Consider the following 14,545-nt stretch of genomic DNA (forward strand, 5'->3'; position numbering starts at 1 on the left):
GAGGCGATTCTTCATACTGTGTTCATTTTCAAAGTGCTGCGATAATGTGATTTTTAAATGTTTGATGCTGAAATAGAATAAATAATCAGTGATTTATTTTGTTGTGCGACTCAAAGGAAAGATGAATCGGGACGGTGGGCACGCTCCTGCCATGGGGCGGATCTGGCGGCAGATTATCCCGGTGCCGGCTCAGCGCATCACGTAACCATGCTGCCAGATGGCAAACAACCAGCATGTGATGGGGGTGTTGCCCGTCATGGGCAGTGCAACGCCGCCTGCGGTCTGCTGTTGGGACCAGCAACTCACATGTGATGGAGATGCCGCTCGTCAGAGGATCCGCGCGAGTGGCCTGTGGTCTGTGGTGCCTGCACCCGCAACCCGCATTTGACAGGAGGCGCGCCCTTTCATGGGGTCAGCGCGAAGTGGTCTGCGGTCTCCTGCTCCAGTGCCAGCAACCAGCGCTTGATGGGGATGCCTCCCCCGTAGCCGGTCAGTTCACCGCTGCGCCCTATGACCCTGTGGCAGGGCACTATGATGCTGAGGGGATTGCGGCCGTTGGCGGCGCCCACCGCCCGCACGGCCCTGGGGTTGCCGATGGCCTCTGCAATCTGGAGGTAGCTGACGGTCTCGCCATAGGGAATGTCGCACAACGCCTGCCACACGGCCTGCTGGAATGGTGTGCCCGTGGCGGCCAGGGGGAGATCGAAGCGCCGCAGGCGGCCAGCAAAGTAGGCGGCAAACTGCTCGACGAAGGGGGCCAGGGCGGCATCATCCCGCTGCCACTCCGGTTGCGGCAGGACGGGGCGCTCCCCTTGCATGAATTCCACGTGGCGCAGCCCGGCCCCATCGATGGCGATGAGCAGGGGCCCCTTGGCACATTCACAAAAGCTGTACTGCATTCTCTTGTCCTCGGGCTTGTGGCAGGTCACTCCAGCACGGGCTTGCCGCGGGTGGATTTGATCTCTCCCTTGCGTTTCTTGGCATCGACCCGCTTGCGTTGGGAGCTGCGGGTCGGCTTGGTGGCGTGGCGGGCCTTGGGGCGCCACGCGGCTTTTTTCAGCAGCTCGGTCAGGCGGCTCATGGCCTCCTTGCGATTCATGTCCTGGCTGCGATGGGTCTCGACCCTGATCTGGATGAAGCCGTCGTGAACCCGGCTGTCGCTGAGCCGCTCCAGTCCCTCCTTGTAGAGCGGCGGCAGGCTGGGGGAGTCGCGATAATCGAAGCGCAGCCAGACGGCGGAGTCGGTCTTGTTGACGTGCTGGCCGCCATTGCCCTGGGCCCGCATGGTCTGGAATTGCAGTTCATGCCAGGGGATGATCACGCTGTTGGAGATGACTAACATGGGGTGATGCTCTCATTTGGTGCATCAAGGGAGTCTGGTGCAGCTTGGTGCCTCATTATGGGGCGAGATGCGCTTCCTTGGTGATCCTGAGCCTTTCTGGCTCAGAGTGTCATATCTATCTATATGAAAATAAACGATAAAAATACTTGGCACAAGAATTGATGACCCATTCGTGACATACCATGGATTGGGAGCAACCAGATGAAGCTGATTACTGCGATTATCAAACCTTTCAAGTTGGACGACGTGCGCGAGGCCATCGCCAACTTGGGGGTGGAAGGCCTGACCGTCTCCGAAGTGAAGGGTTTTGGTCGCCAGAAGGGGCACACCGAATTATACCGGGGGGCCGAGTACCAGGTCGACTTTCTGCCGAAGGTGAAGCTGGAGATCGCCACCGCAGACGAGAACGTCGAAGGGGTGATCGAGGCCATCTGCAAGGCGGCCTATACCGGCAAGATCGGTGACGGCAAGATTTTCGTCTATGACCTGCTGCAAGCGGTGCGTATTCGTACTGGTGAGAGCGACGACGAGGCGCTCTGAGTACGCTCCTTTGCCCGGCCGGGTCGGGCAAAGGTCCGGGCAGGTTCTGCCGACAGTGTGAATGGGTGGTCGTCGAAAGACCGGATGGGATTCCATCCGGTCTTTTTGTTTGGCCGCTGATTAAATAGATCGTTCCAACCCAGCAAACCGCCTTGATCCTCTCCTCCCGATTCATGCAGAATGCAAACGAAAATAGTTATCACTCTTTACGCAGACAAGGAACGGATGATGAAAATGAAGATGTTGGCACTGGCTTTCTCCACGCTTGTCGCCCAGTCGGCGTTCGCCGCCCAGGAGGTAAACGTCTATTCGAACCGTCAGGATGAGCTGATCAAGCCCATCATCCAGCAGTTCGAGAAGGAGACCGGGATCAAGGTCAATGTGGTGTTTGCCAAAGAGGGGCTGAACGAGCGTCTGGAACGGGAAGGCAAGCTCTCTCCGGCCGATCTGATGCTGACCGTGGACATCAGCCGTCTGACCGAGCTGGTGGACAAGGACCTGGTGCAGCCGGTGGACAGCAAGACGCTGCAGGAGAACATCCCCTCCATCTATCGCGATCCGGACAACCGCTGGTTCGCCCTGACCACCCGGGTGCGTGCCATCTACTCCAGCAAGGAGCGTCTTGGCAAGCTCGACACCATCCGCTACGAAGATCTGGTCAAGCCTGAATTCAAAGGAAAAATTTGTACCCGTAGCGGCAAGCACGAGTACAATGTGGCGCTGGTTTCGTCCATGATTGCCCATCACGGCATGGCGGATACCAAGACCTGGCTGGAAGGGGTCAAGGCCAACCTGGCGCGCAAGCCCCAGGGCAACGACCGTGATCAGGTCAAGGCGATCAAGGACGGCATCTGTGATGTCTCCCTGGGCAACAGCTATTACCTGGGTGCCATGTTGAAGGACCCGGCGCAGAAGTCCTGGGCCGACGCGGTGGAGATCAACTTCCCGAACCAGGGTGATCGCGGTGCCCACGTCAACGTGAGCGGCGTGGCCATGACCAAGTATGCCAAGAACAAGGACGCAGCACAGAAGCTGATGGAGTTCCTCTCCGGGGATACCGCCCAGCACATGTATGCGGATGTGAATGCCGAGTACCCGGTCAAGGCAGGGGTCGAGCCTTCTGCCATGGTCAAGTCCTGGGGCACGTTCAAGTCTGACCCCATGCCGGTCAGCGATTATGCCAAGCACCGCAAGGACGCCTTGCAACTGCTGGATGAAGTGAAATTCGACTTGTAATCAGATGGGGCCAACGGCCCCATCAACTTCTGTGGACTCATGAAACATTTTGGATGGATTGCCGGCAGCTGGGTCACCGCTCTGCTGCTGGGTTTGCCGGTACTCGCCCTGCTCTTCTCCGCCTTCTCGGCTGATGGGGAACTGTTTGCCCACCTCGCCGATACCGTACTGCCCGACTATCTGCGAAACACGTCCGGCCTGGTGCTGGGGGTGGTCTGCCTCAGCCTGCTGTTCGGAGTGCCCACCGCCTGGCTGGTGGCCATGTGCGAGGTGCCGGGGCGCCGCGCCCTGCAATGGGCGCTGATGCTGCCCATGGCGATGCCCTCCTATATCGTTGCCTACGTCTATACCGACCTGCTCGACTACTCGGGCCCGCTGCAGGCGGGGCTGCGTGCCCTGTTTGGCTGGCAGGGACCGACCGACTACTGGTTCCCGGCCATTCGCTCCCTCGGGGGCGCCGCCTGGGTGCTGGCGCTGGTGCTCTTCCCCTATGTCTATCTGCTGGCACGGGCCTCCTTCCTGGAGCAGTCGGTCAGCCTCATTCACTCCAGCCGTCTGCTCGGCTGCACCCCCTGGCAGAGCTTTCGCCGCCTGAGCCTCCCCCTGGCCCGCCCGGCCATCATGGTGGGGGCATCTCTGGTCGCGATGGAAACTCTGGCGGACTTTGCCACCGTCCACTTCTTTGCCATCAACACCCTGACCACCGCCATCTACGACACCTGGCTCGGCTACGGCAGCCTGGCGACCGCCGCCAAGCTCTCCTGTCTGATGCTGCTGGCGGTGGTGCTGCTCATCGCGCTGGAGCGCCGCTCCCGCCAGCGCCAGCAGGTGTTCCAGAAGTCCATGGGCTTCGAGCAGCCCCTGCGTTACCCCCTCGGGGGCCTGAGGGGCCTGAGGGGCGTGCTGGCCGGGCTCTGGTGCTGGGGCCTGGTGCTGGCGGGGTTTGCCCTGCCGTTCGTCATCCTGCTCGATTACGGGGTGCGTTACTTCGCGCTGTCGTGGACGCCCGAATTCGTGCGCTTTGCGGGCAACAGCCTCGCCATCTCGGCCCTGACCGCCCTGCTGGCCATGGCCATTGCCCTGCTGCTCGGCTTCTTCCGTCGCCTCGATGGGGGGACTCGCAGCCTGCTGCCCCTGCGCCTCGCCGCCATGGGCTATGCCATGCCGGGGACCGTGCTGGCCATCGGCGTGCTGGTGCCGCTCACGGCCCTTGATTTTGGCATCAACGATCTGGCCGAGTGGCTCGGGATGCCGGGCCCCGGTCTGCTCCTGACCGGCACCCTCACCGCCATCGTGTTCGGCTATCTGGTGCGCTTCGTCGCCATCGCCATCGGGTCGGTGGAGAGCAGCATGAGCAAGATCTCCCCCAGCCTCGACATGGCGGCCCGCTCTCTGGGGCAGGGGGCGGGCGGCATGCTGCGTCGCATTCACCTGCCGCTGGTACGCCGCGGCCTCTTTGCCGGCGCCATGCTGGTGTTCATCGAATCCATGAAGGAGCTGCCCGCCGCCCTGCTGCTGCGGCCGTTCAACTTCGAAACCCTGGCGACCCACGTCTATCAGTTCGTCTCGGACGAGATGCTGGAGCGGGGGGCGCTCGGTGCCATCGTCATCGTGCTGGTGGGGCTGATTCCCCTGCTGTGGATAAACCGTACCCTGGATGGTCCAGGCCATTGAGCGGCCCCGTCCGGCATCACTACGCGAGAGGAAAAGAACCTTGTCCTGCCTGAATGTCGAGAAGGTCAGCTGTCACTACAATGGCCGCCCCGTGCTGGAGCAGCTCTCCCTGCAGGTGGCCGACAACGAGATCGTCTGTCTGCTGGGGGCCAGCGGCTGTGGCAAGACCACGCTGCTCAAGGCGGTGGCCGGTCTGCTGCCCCTGGCCCAGGGGGAGATCCGGCTGGGAGAGACCCTGCTCGATGCCCCCGGCGTGAGTGTGCCGCCGGAGGCCCGCCATATCGGCATGATCTTCCAGGATTACGCTCTCTTTCCTCACCTGACGGTGGCCGAGAACGTCGGCTTCGGCCTGACCGGGCAGGATCGCGGCAGCCGCCTGCAGCAGGTGGAAGAGGCGCTGGCGCTGGTCAACCTGCAGGGATTGGGGGAGCGCTATCCCCATCAGCTCTCCGGCGGCCAGCAGCAGCGGGTGGCCATCGCCCGCGCCCTGGTGTGCAAGCCGCGCCTGATGCTGCTGGACGAGCCCTTCTCCAACATCGACACCCAGGTGCGGATGAAGCTGATCCTCGAGATCCGCACCCTGCTCAAACAGCAGGGCATTGGCGCCATCTTCGTCAGCCACAGCAAGGAAGAGGCCTTCGCCTTCGCCGATCGGCTGGCCCTGTTTCGCGCCGGTCGCATCGAGCAGGTGGGGGAGCCGGAGCAGCTCTATCGCCGCCCCGGGAACCGCTTCGTGGCGGAGTTTCTCGGCGGGGTCAACTATCTGGCGGCCGAGGTGGTGGACAGCCACTGCGTGCAGACCCTCCTTGGAACCATCTGCGGTCAGGAGCCCCATGGCCGCGCGGTGGGGGAGCGGCTGCAGCTCATGCTCAGACCCCAGCAGTTGGCGCTGACGGCGGCGGATGACGGTGAGCTCCGGGTGCGTGAGCAACAGTTCCTGGGCCATCACTGCCGGGTACTGGTGGAGTGTGGCGGCCAGCAACTGGAAGCCAGCATCGGTGAGCCTCTGGAAGGGGAGCGCGCGCGGGTGACCGTGGCGCCTCATGCCCTGGTGTTGTTTGACCCCTTGCCCTGAGTGCGTGGTATTGTCGTGAAATCAATGAACTGGAAGCGCGCTGGTTTATAATCGCGCCACGCCCATAGCCAACGCACTTGGAGAGAGACATGAAAGCCCAAGCCGGGATCTGCGCAGAGCCGAATCTGCACGCCCTCTATCTGATGTTCAATCGCACCGGTGACGCCGCTGCCCTGACCTCCCGCCTGGCCAGCCTGCCAGCACTCTGGGAGGCGGTGAGCGCCGACTTCCCCGATGCTGCCTTCAGCGGTCTGGTCGCCGTCGGGGCCGACGCCTGGGATGATCTCTATCCTGCCGCCCGGCCGCCCCAGTTCCGCGGTTTCATGGCGCAATCCGCCAACGGTCAGGAGGCCCCCAATACCCCGTTCGATCTGTTCGTGCAGTTGCGTGCTGATCGGGTGGACGTGCTGCATCATGCCGGTCATCGCGTCATGGCCCTTCTGGCCGGGCTTGTTGAATTGGCCGAGGAAGTCCGCGGTTTTCGCAACCAGGATTGCCGGGATCTGACCGGTTTCGTCGACGGCACCGAGAACCCGCAGGATGAGCACCGCGCCGTGGTGGCGTTGCTGGACGGCGGCGAGTTCGCCGGTGGCTCCTACATCCACGTGCAGCGCTGGGTCCACGCCATGAGCGACTGGGAGAAGCTGGCCCTGAAGGAGCAGGAAGACATCATAGGCCGCACCAAAGTCGACAACATCGAATACGAGTCCGCCGACAAGCCGCTCACTTCCCACATCAAGCGGGTCAACCTCAAGACCCCGAAGGGGGAGTCCATGGAGATCCTGCGCCAGAGCATGCCCTGGGGCACCATGAGCGAGCAGGGGCTCTACTTCATCTCCTGCTGCCGCACGCCGCTGCACTTCAACGCCATGCTGGCCAGCATGTACAAAGGGGAAGGCAGCCACTTCGATCACCTGCTGCGCTTCACCCGGGCGGTGACCGGCGCGGCCTTCTTCGCCCCTTCCGTCGATTTTCTGGTGGCCGAGGGCAAATAAGCCCGGCCTGCCGACCGCTCAAAACAAAAAATCCCGGCCAAGGCCGGGATTTTTGTGCGGATCGCCCAAGGCGACCGGATCAGGGCGTCTGCTCGAACAGCTCGAGGGCGGAGAGGTAGAGCTCCTCGATGTCGGTATCGCTGGTCGGGGTGATGAAGATGGTGTCATCACCGGCGATGGTGCCGAGGATCCCTTCGGCCTTGCCGAGGGAGTCAAGCAGGCGGGCGATCAGCTGGGCTGCGCCGGGGCTGGTGTGGATCACCACCAGAGCGCCGTTGTGGTCGACATCCAGCACCAGGTTCTTGAGGGGGCTGGAGGTGGTGGGCACGCCCAGCTCCACCGGCAGACAGTAGACCATCTCCATCTTGGCATTGCGGGTGCGAACGGCGCCGAAGCGGCTCAGCATGCGCGAGACCTTGGATTGGTTGATGTTCTCGAAGCCCATCTCTTGCAGGGCAGTCACTATCTCTGCCTGGGAGCCGAAACGCTCCTCTTTCAGCAAGGCTTTAAAGGCCTTGGCCAGTTTTTCTTGCTTGTCGTTATGTTTCATCTTGGACTCACGAATGAGGGGAGTGACCGCCTGTCACGCTCAGGCGGCAGATACGAACAGCGCTGCTATTTTGCATTCATATGCCTGTTTTGGCAAGGAAGCGGCGCTTGTTCTGCATATTGATTCAAATATAGCTTGCATCAACTTATGCTGGCGCTAGAATCAGGACGAAATTTTGAAAACTTATTCAATTGGGCTGTATGGGTATCGAATTAATCGGCATCGAAAAATCCTGGCACAAGGTGCCGGTACTGCAGCAGGTGAGCTTTCGGACTGCTCCCGGCGAGACCTTGGTATTGCTGGGCCCGAGCGGGGCAGGCAAGAGCTCTCTGCTGCGCATGATGAACTTGCTGGACACGCCGGATGCCGGTGTGTTGCGCATCGCAGACTGTGAATTTTCTTTCCCGTCCAGCCTCTCTACTGCCGAATTCAACCGTCAGGCACAGGCGCTGCGCCGCAAGGTGGGCATGGTGTTCCAGCAGTACAATCTGTGGCCGCACCTCACCGTGATGGAGAATCTGATTGAAGCGCCCGTCAAGGTGCTCGGCATGAGCCGCGACGCGGCCATCGAGAAAGGGGCCTATTTGCTGGCCCAGCTGCAACTGGCCGACAAACGGGACGCCTGGCCCGCACGGCTTTCCGGTGGCCAGCAGCAGCGGGTCGCCATTGCCCGGACCCTGATGATGGATCCCCAGGTGCTGCTGTTTGACGAACCGACGGCTGCCCTGGATCCCGAAATTACCAAAGAGGTGGCGGAGATCATCCGCACTCTGAGCCAGACCGGCATCACCCAGGTGGTGGTGACCCACGAGGTGGAGTTCGCCCGCAAGGTGGCCAGTCAGGTGATCTATCTGGAGAAGGGGCGGATCATCGAATCCGGCACCGCCGCCATCTTCCAGTCCCCGCAAACCAGCCGGTTTGCCGAATTCTTGATGCATTGATATTGAGTCGATAAGGAAGCTGTCATGAAAAAGAGTCTGTTGCTGATCGCCGCCATGGGTCTGCTGAGCACTTCTGTGCTGGCCAAAGAGATCAAGTTCGCCACCGAGGCAACCTATGCGCCGTTCGAATACCTGGATGACAAGAACGAGTTCCAGGGCTTTGACATCGATCTGGCCCGCGCTGTCTGCGAGCAGGCCAAGCTGGAGTGCAGCTTCCACAACCAGGCCTTCGACAGCCTGATCCCCAGCCTCAAGTTCCGTCGCTATGATGCCGTCATCGCCGCCATGGACGTGACGCCGGAGCGGGCCGCCCAGGTCGACTTCTCCGACATCTATTACGAGAACTCCGCGGTGTTCGTCGCCAAGAAAGAGACCTTCAAGGGGCCGGACGATCTGGTGGACAAGACAGTCGGCGTGCAGAACGGTACTTCTCACCAGTCCTATCTGGTGGACAACTGGGTGAGCAAGGGTCTGCTGACCGTGCCCTACGCCAGCTACCAGAGCGCCTTCCTGGACATGATGAATGGCCGTACTGACGGCGTGTTTGCCGATACGGCGGTGGCCGCCGACTGGCTCAAGCAGCACAAGGAATACGCCGTGGTCGGTACCCCGGTGACCGACGCCAAGTACTTCGGTACCGGTTTTGGCATCGCGGTGGCCAAGGGCAACCAGGAACTGCTGACCCAGCTGAACAAGGGGCTGGCCGAGATCAAGGCCAACGGCACCTATCAGAAGATCTATGACAAGTACTTCGCGCAGTAAGCCATGTTGAGCCTGTTGTTGGATGCAGCCTGGATGACCCTCGGGCTGGCCCTGGCATCCCTGGTCGGTGGCATGGTGCTGGCACTGGCATTCAGTGCGGCTGAGTTGAGCAAGCAGCGTTGGCTGGTGTGGCCCGTGGCCACCCTGACCACCTTGATTCGTGGTCTGCCCGAGTTGCTGGTGGTGCTCTTCATCTACTTCGGCTCGACCCAGGTGCTGTTCCTCATCACCGGGGAGTATGTGGAGTTCAGCCCGTTCGCCTGCGGTGTGCTGGCGCTCTCCCTGCTGTTTGCGAGCTACGCCACCCAGACCCTGCGTGCCGCCCTCAATGCGGTGCCCCCTGGGCAGCGGCTGGCGGCGCAGGCGCTCGGCCTGGGCAAGGGGCACACCTTCTTTCGCATCGTGCTGCCCCAGGCCTGGCGTCACGCCCTGCCCGGGCTCGGCAACCAGTGGCTGGTGCTGCTGAAAGACACCGCTCTGGTCTCCCTCATCGGGGTGAACGAGATGATGCGTCAGGCACAGATGGCTTCGGCCAGCACCTATCAACCCTTCACCTGGTACGCCGCTGCCGCCCTCATCTATCTGGCTATTAGTCTGGTGAGTGAATTCGGTTTGAAGCAGGCGTCCCGCTATACCCGCCGTTACGGAGGCTGACCATGCAGGATTACCTGATGACCCTGCTGGGAGGGCTGGCGATCACCCTGCAGCTCACCGCGTTCAGCTTGTTGCTGGGCGTGCTGATGGCGGCCGGCATGACCTGGGTGCTGGAGCGTCGCATTCCGGTGGCGACCCAGCTGGTGCAGCTCTGGGTACTGGTCTTTACCGGTACGCCGCTGCTTATCCAGATCTTCCTCATCTACTACGGGCCTGGCCAGTTTGAATGGCTCAAGGCGGGGCCGCTCTGGCCGCTGCTCAAGCAACCCTGGTTCTGCGCCGTGCTGGCGCTCGGTTTCAATACCGCAGCCTACTCCATCCGGCTGTTCAAAGGGGCGCTCGACGCCATCCCCGCCGGTGAAGTGGAGGCCTGCCGTGCGCTCGGCTTCTCGGCCGGACAGACCCTGTGGATGAAGACCCGCCATGCCGCCCGTCGGCTGGTCCCCGCCTATTCCAACGAGGTGATCCTGGTGCTCAAGGGGAGTTCGCTCGCCAGTACCATCACCATCATGGACATCATGGGGCTGGCCCAGCGTCTCAACGCCCAGACCTATGACACCCTGGCGGTGTTCACCGTGGCCGGAGCGCTCTATATGACCATGAATGGATTGTTAACAATTGGTTTCCGCTGGTGTGAGCGTCGGGCACTGGCTTTCCAGTCCTGAAGCAGTCACATTTACCTCTTAATGATGAGGGAAGCACAGGAAATCTGTGTCTTTCCTCCCATTTATCGCATATTCCTCTCCGCTTTCATCGCCGCTTGTTCCCTGGCTCACAGAACCCGTGATTACAACTGTTATCAGATTGTTTTTTAGGAGGGGATCCTTTAAGGTGAGGCGCACAATAAGAATCAGCGTTAACCCAACTAGAAACAACCTTAAACCTACGCTTAGACATGGAGTTGATCATGAAAGTTGCCGTTCTGGGTGCCGCCGGTGGCATCGGCCAAGCCCTCGCTCTGCTGTTGAAAAACCGCCTGCCTGCCGGTTCCGAACTGAGCCTGTATGACATTGCCCCGGTCACTCCGGGCGTGGCGGCGGACCTGAGCCACATCCCGACTGACGTGAAAGTAAAAGGTTTCTGCGGTGAAGATCCGAGCCCGGCTCTGGTCGGCGCCGATGTCGTGCTGATCTCTGCCGGCGTGGCGCGCAAGCCCGGCATGGACCGTTCCGACCTGTTCAACATCAACGCCGGTATCGTCAAGAACCTGGTGGAAAAGTGTGCTGCTTCCTGCCCGAAAGCACTGATCGGCATCATCACCAACCCGGTCAACACCACGGTCGCCATCGCCGCCGAAGTGCTGAAGAAAGCCGGTGTCTATGACAAGCGTCGCCTGTTCGGCGTGACCACCCTGGATGTGATCCGTGGCGAGACCTTCGTGGCCGAAGCCAAGGGCCTGAACGTTGACAAGGTACGTGTCAACGTCATCGGCGGTCACAGTGGCGTGACCATTCTGCCGCTGCTCTCCCAGGTTGAAGGCGCCAGCTTCACCGCTGAGGAAGTGGCTGCCATGACCAAGCGCATTCAGAATGCCGGTACCGAAGTGGTGGAAGCCAAGGCCGGTGGCGGTTCCGCCACTCTCTCCATGGGTCAGGCAGCCTGCCGTTTCGGTCTGTCGCTCATCAAGGGTCTGCAAGGGGAAGCCAATGTCATCGAGTGTGCCTATGTGGAAGGCAACGGTGAGCACGCCACCTTCTTCGCGCAGCCGGTGCTGCTCGGCAAGAACGGTGTCGAAACCGTGCTGGACTACGGCAAGCTGAGCGCCTTCGAGCAGGAAGCGATGGACAGCATGCTGGCCACCCTGAAGGCTGACATCCAGCTGGGCGTCGACTTCGTCAAGTAAGTCTATACGTCGACCGCAAGGGGAGCCCAGGCTCCCCTTTGTCATTTTCGGGGTTGGGTGTAGCGGGCTAAGGAGATGGCCCTGGCTGCCGATAACAGAAGGCAGCAGGAGATCCCTATGATAAAACCAAGAACCCTCATCGCCATTATCGGTGTGTGCAGCTTCCCTTTGCAGGGTGCGGAGCCCACCTCGGCCGCTGCGCAACCCCAGTCGGCGGCGGTCACGGCCGCTCCCGTCCCGACGCCCTCGGCGGCCTTGCCATCGACCGCCCCGGTCCCAACACCGGTTGCGGAGCCCTCGGCCAGTCCGGCCACAGCACCGACGCCCTCGGCGGCCTTGCCATCGACCGCCCCGGTCCCAGCACCGGTTGCGGAGTCCTCGGCCAGTGTGGCCACAGCTCCCATGCCGTCAACCGCGATGCCGGCCGCTGCCGCCCCCGTGGCATCTGCCCCGGCCCCGGCGCCGCTGCCCAGGGCGACGACGCAGGCATCCGCTGCTGCGGGAGAGTTGCAGGCCGTGCCGCTCTATCGCCAGGACGAACTGCTCAACTTGATAGAGCAGGGGCGCCATCTGGCCCGGGTGAAGCAGGACAGGTGCCAGCTCACCCAGGATATCGAGGCGAGGGCCTCGGTGATGAAGATCCCTGCCTATCAGTTCCTCTGGGGAGACATGCTGGCCTGGGGAGTTTGCACCAAGCCGGATGCCCAGATCGGGGTGCAGTACATGTGGGAGGCCGCCAACCAGGGGCTGGCGCCGGCGCTGGAACAGCTTGGCCGCTATTACTGGAAGGGGATCCTGGTCCAGAAGGATCTGGTGCGGGCCGAGACCCTGATGCGGGAAGCCGCGAGCCTCGGCTTCTTGCGGGCACAGATGGAGTGGGTGGAGATGTTGCTGCAGGGCATGGGGAGTCCCCTGGATTATGAGGAGGCGTATCACTGGCTGCACGGCGCCGTCATCGGCGACAAGGCCATGCACCAGAAGGCGGCGAGCCTGCTCAGCCGGCTCGGCAACCGGATGCCCGCCAATGCCATCGCCCGTGCCAAGGCGATGCACTGAGTTCTGGTAGCCCGCTTTGATATTACAAGGCCCACGAAGCTGTGCTTGTGGGCCTTGTGCATTTTCCCGGTCAGGGGAGGGATCAGAGGCCCTGATGGGGGCCGAAGACCTCGTAGTGCATCCGCTCGGCAGGCACGCCCACATTCTCCAACTGAGCTTTGACTGCCTTCATGAACGGGACAGGGCCGCAGAAATAGTAGTGGGCGTCGGCCGGAATGAGGTCGGTGACCTGCTCCAGTGCCAGAGTGCCGCTGAAGTCGTAATCCTCTCCTTTGACATCCTGCTCCCCCGGCTCCCGATACCAGATCCGGCTCTCCAGTTTCCCGTGTTGCCTGCTCTTTGCCCGGATCTCGTCCCTGAACGCGTGGTGGGCGCCGTGTTCGCAGGCGTGAAGCCAGCGAATATCCACATCCGGGCCCTCGGCCAGCAAGTGGTTGAGCATGCTCAGCATGGGGGTGAGGCCGACCCCGGCGGAGATCAGCACCACGGGCGTGTCTGTCTCCTCTTGCAGGAAGAAGTCGCCGGCCGGCGGCATGATGTCGACCGTGTCACCGATGTGAAGATGATCATGCAACAGGTTGGAGGCCTGACCCCTGGGTTCGCGCTTGACGCTGATGCGGTAGTCGCGGCCATTGGGGGCGTCCGAGAGGGAATACTGGCGGATCTCCTGATGCTCGAGGGCGGGATGAACCAGCTTGATACTGAGATATTGCCCCGGTTTGAAACGCAACACGGGGTTGCCATCGAGGGGGGCCAGGACGAAAGAGGTGATGAGTTCACTCTCCTGACGCTTCTCCTTGATGATGAAAGGACGGGTTCCCTGCCAACCACCGTCCTGGCTTGCCTTCTCCCGATAGAGCTCGCTCTCCCGGCCGATAAAGATGTCGGCCAGCACACCGTACGCCTTGCCCCAGGCGGTAAGTACCTCCTCCGTGACAGCGTTGCCACCCATTTCTTTGAGCGTGGCCAAGAGATGACTACCCACAATGTGATATTGTTCCGGCTGGATCAGGAAACCCGTGTGTTTGTGGGCGATGCGTTCAACGGCTCCGGCCAGGGCTCCCAGATTGTCGATGTTTCTGGCATAGGCCGCCACCGCACTGAACAGTGCCAAGGGCTGTCCCCCGCTACGCTGGTGAGCCAGGTTGAAGAGATCCTTCAACTCGGGATTGTGGCTGAACATGCGCTGATAAAAGTGCCGTGTGAGGTCAGGGCCCGCCGATTCGAGCAAAGGAATGGTGCTCTTGATGACGGCGATGGTGGCTTGGTCTAACATAGGAGGTCCTTTCTAATTGAACATCTGGAATGTCACTTATTAAGTTGCATCCTAAATGTTTAATTGATCTGGATCAATCATCAATTCTTCGCGCTAGGCGCTACAGGCACTATGAGACTAACGAGCTATACCGATTTTGGATTGAGAGCCCTGCTCTATCTGGCCACCCTGCCGGAGGGGGAACTGTCGAGCGTGGCCAAGGTATCCGCCTTGTACGACGTATCCCGCAACCACATGGTGAAGGTGGTGAACCAGTTGGTAAAACTGGGCTATCTGCAGTCCCAGCGTGGCAAGAATGGTGGCATCCGCATGGCGCGCTCCCCCGACGAGATCAATATCGGGCAAGTGATCCGGGCATTGGAAGGCAATCTGGACGGGATCGACTGCAGCTCCCCGGTCTGCCATATCGTCTCCGTCTGTCTGCTCAAGAGTGCCTTGAAGGAGGCGATGAACGCCTTCCTCGCGGTGATGGATGGCTATACGCTGCAGGATTTGCTGGCAAACCGTGACGAGTTGCAGCAGGTGTTCGGTGAGCTCATCCCCACTCTGGTGCTGGAGCCGGATGACGAGAGCGAGTGAAACAAAAAGGCTGCCATCGGCA

General features: G+C 61.3%; 16 protein-coding genes. 12 read left to right on the forward strand and 4 right to left on the reverse strand.

The genetic code is table 11. The features are described 5' to 3' along the window. Nucleotides 1–404 precede the first annotated feature (404 nt). Together J9889_RS06040 and arfB are read right to left on the reverse strand one after the other, a co-directional pair. Complete coding sequence (locus tag J9889_RS06040; RefSeq protein WP_041215824.1) at nt 405–899, reverse strand: methylated-DNA--[protein]-cysteine S-methyltransferase; 495 nt, start codon at nt 897–899, stop codon at nt 405–407. Between the two features lie 26 nt (nt 900–925). Beyond that, a complete protein-coding gene (gene arfB / locus J9889_RS06045) occupies nt 926–1,342 on the reverse strand; it encodes an alternative ribosome rescue aminoacyl-tRNA hydrolase ArfB (RefSeq protein WP_010673067.1) in 417 nt (138 codons plus the stop codon). 201 nt (nt 1,343–1,543) lie between these two features. Between arfB and glnK the strand changes: the two genes are divergently transcribed. The 5 genes from glnK (at nt 1,544) to J9889_RS06070 (ending at nt 6,862) form a co-directional block, all read left to right on the forward strand. Then, a complete protein-coding gene (gene glnK / locus J9889_RS06050; protein WP_005332325.1) occupies nt 1,544–1,882 on the forward strand; it encodes a P-II family nitrogen regulator in 339 nt (112 codons plus the stop codon). Nucleotides 1,883–2,110: 228 nt separating this feature from the next. Next, nucleotides 2,111–3,118 carry a Fe(3+) ABC transporter substrate-binding protein gene (locus J9889_RS06055; protein WP_039039971.1) on the forward strand — a complete coding sequence of 336 codons (1,008 nt, stop codon included), beginning with the start codon at nt 2,111–2,113 and terminating at the stop codon, nt 3,116–3,118. Between the two features lie 39 nt (nt 3,119–3,157). Continuing rightward, nucleotides 3,158–4,792, forward strand: coding sequence for an iron ABC transporter permease (locus J9889_RS06060; RefSeq protein WP_210556127.1), 1,635 nt, complete (start codon nt 3,158–3,160; stop codon nt 4,790–4,792). A 40-nt stretch (nt 4,793–4,832) separates the two neighbouring features. After that, nucleotides 4,833–5,867 (forward strand): ABC transporter ATP-binding protein, encoded by a 1,035-nt coding sequence (locus J9889_RS06065; RefSeq protein ID WP_210556128.1) that lies wholly within the window; start codon nt 4,833–4,835, stop codon nt 5,865–5,867. Between the two features lie 89 nt (nt 5,868–5,956). After that, nucleotides 5,957–6,862 (forward strand): Dyp-type peroxidase, encoded by a 906-nt coding sequence (locus J9889_RS06070; protein WP_039039974.1) that lies wholly within the window; start codon nt 5,957–5,959, stop codon nt 6,860–6,862. 79 nt (nt 6,863–6,941) lie between these two features. Here J9889_RS06070 and argR read toward each other — a convergent pair whose 3' ends face one another. Further along, nucleotides 6,942–7,412 carry a transcriptional regulator ArgR gene (argR, locus tag J9889_RS06075; RefSeq protein WP_005308670.1) on the reverse strand — a complete coding sequence of 157 codons (471 nt, stop codon included), beginning with the start codon at nt 7,410–7,412 and terminating at the stop codon, nt 6,942–6,944. A gap of 200 nt (nt 7,413–7,612) precedes the next feature. On the opposite strand from argR, the gene J9889_RS06080 reads away from it, so the two are divergent. From J9889_RS06080 to J9889_RS06105, 6 genes are all read left to right on the forward strand, one after another. Continuing rightward, the gene (locus tag J9889_RS06080) at nt 7,613–8,353 is read left to right on the forward strand and encodes an ATP-binding cassette domain-containing protein (protein ID WP_041210949.1); all 741 of its coding nucleotides are present in this window, start codon (nt 7,613–7,615) and stop codon (nt 8,351–8,353) included. Nucleotides 8,354–8,377: 24 nt separating this feature from the next. Further along, the gene (locus J9889_RS06085) at nt 8,378–9,115 is read left to right on the forward strand and encodes an arginine ABC transporter substrate-binding protein (protein ID WP_010673073.1); all 738 of its coding nucleotides are present in this window, start codon (nt 8,378–8,380) and stop codon (nt 9,113–9,115) included. Nucleotides 9,116–9,118: 3 nt separating this feature from the next. Continuing rightward, nucleotides 9,119–9,769, forward strand: coding sequence for an arginine ABC transporter permease ArtQ (gene artQ / locus J9889_RS06090; RefSeq protein WP_010673074.1), 651 nt, complete (start codon nt 9,119–9,121; stop codon nt 9,767–9,769). Between the two features lie 2 nt (nt 9,770–9,771). Further along, nucleotides 9,772–10,434, forward strand: coding sequence for an arginine ABC transporter permease ArtM (gene artM, locus J9889_RS06095; RefSeq protein ID WP_210556129.1), 663 nt, complete (start codon nt 9,772–9,774; stop codon nt 10,432–10,434). Between the two features lie 242 nt (nt 10,435–10,676). Continuing rightward, a complete protein-coding gene (mdh, locus tag J9889_RS06100; protein ID WP_010673076.1) occupies nt 10,677–11,612 on the forward strand; it encodes a malate dehydrogenase in 936 nt (311 codons plus the stop codon). 402 nt (nt 11,613–12,014) lie between these two features. Further along, nucleotides 12,015–12,668, forward strand: a complete 654-nt coding sequence (locus J9889_RS06105; RefSeq protein ID WP_246878048.1) for a flagellar protein MotX — start codon at nt 12,015–12,017, stop codon at nt 12,666–12,668. An 82-nt stretch (nt 12,669–12,750) separates the two neighbouring features. Here the strand turns inward: J9889_RS06105 and hmpA are convergent, their stop codons facing one another. Beyond that, nucleotides 12,751–13,944: an NO-inducible flavohemoprotein gene (gene hmpA, locus J9889_RS06110; RefSeq protein ID WP_010673079.1), complete on the reverse strand. Its 1,194-nt coding sequence runs from the start codon at nt 13,942–13,944 to the stop codon at nt 12,751–12,753. 111 nt (nt 13,945–14,055) lie between these two features. Here hmpA and J9889_RS06115 point away from each other — a divergent pair, with 111 nt between their 5' ends. After that, nucleotides 14,056–14,523 (forward strand): Rrf2 family transcriptional regulator, encoded by a 468-nt coding sequence (locus J9889_RS06115; protein WP_039039978.1) that lies wholly within the window; start codon nt 14,056–14,058, stop codon nt 14,521–14,523. The last annotated feature ends 22 nt before the right edge of the window (nt 14,524–14,545 follow it).

Source organism: Aeromonas sp. PrichA-15, from assembly GCF_017939245.1.
In the GTDB taxonomy this organism is placed as follows: Bacteria; Pseudomonadota; Gammaproteobacteria; order Enterobacterales; family Aeromonadaceae; genus Aeromonas; species Aeromonas caviae.

Bases quoted from the DNA above. Each gene is read 5' to 3' on its own strand.
- J9889_RS06040 (WP_041215824.1), bottom strand. From the start codon at position 899: ATGCAGTACAGCTTTTGTGAATGTGCCAAGGGGCCCCTGCTCATCGCC.
- arfB (WP_010673067.1), bottom strand. From the start codon at position 1,342: ATGTTAGTCATCTCCAACAGCGTGATCATCCCCTGGCATGAACTGCAA.
- glnK (WP_005332325.1), top strand. From the start codon at position 1,544: ATGAAGCTGATTACTGCGATTATCAAACCTTTCAAGTTGGACGACGTG.
- J9889_RS06055 (WP_039039971.1), top strand. From the start codon at position 2,111: ATGAAAATGAAGATGTTGGCACTGGCTTTCTCCACGCTTGTCGCCCAG.
- J9889_RS06060 (WP_210556127.1), top strand. From the start codon at position 3,158: ATGAAACATTTTGGATGGATTGCCGGCAGCTGGGTCACCGCTCTGCTG.
- J9889_RS06070 (WP_039039974.1), top strand. From the start codon at position 5,957: ATGAAAGCCCAAGCCGGGATCTGCGCAGAGCCGAATCTGCACGCCCTC.
- argR (WP_005308670.1), bottom strand. From the start codon at position 7,412: ATGAAACATAACGACAAGCAAGAAAAACTGGCCAAGGCCTTTAAAGCC.
- J9889_RS06080 (WP_041210949.1), top strand. From the start codon at position 7,613: ATGGGTATCGAATTAATCGGCATCGAAAAATCCTGGCACAAGGTGCCG.
- J9889_RS06085 (WP_010673073.1), top strand. From the start codon at position 8,378: ATGAAAAAGAGTCTGTTGCTGATCGCCGCCATGGGTCTGCTGAGCACT.
- artQ (WP_010673074.1), top strand. From the start codon at position 9,119: ATGTTGAGCCTGTTGTTGGATGCAGCCTGGATGACCCTCGGGCTGGCC.
- artM (WP_210556129.1), top strand. From the start codon at position 9,772: ATGCAGGATTACCTGATGACCCTGCTGGGAGGGCTGGCGATCACCCTG.
- mdh (WP_010673076.1), top strand. From the start codon at position 10,677: ATGAAAGTTGCCGTTCTGGGTGCCGCCGGTGGCATCGGCCAAGCCCTC.
- J9889_RS06105 (WP_246878048.1), top strand. From the start codon at position 12,015: ATGCCGTCAACCGCGATGCCGGCCGCTGCCGCCCCCGTGGCATCTGCC.
- hmpA (WP_010673079.1), bottom strand. From the start codon at position 13,944: ATGTTAGACCAAGCCACCATCGCCGTCATCAAGAGCACCATTCCTTTG.
- J9889_RS06115 (WP_039039978.1), top strand. From the start codon at position 14,056: ATGAGACTAACGAGCTATACCGATTTTGGATTGAGAGCCCTGCTCTAT.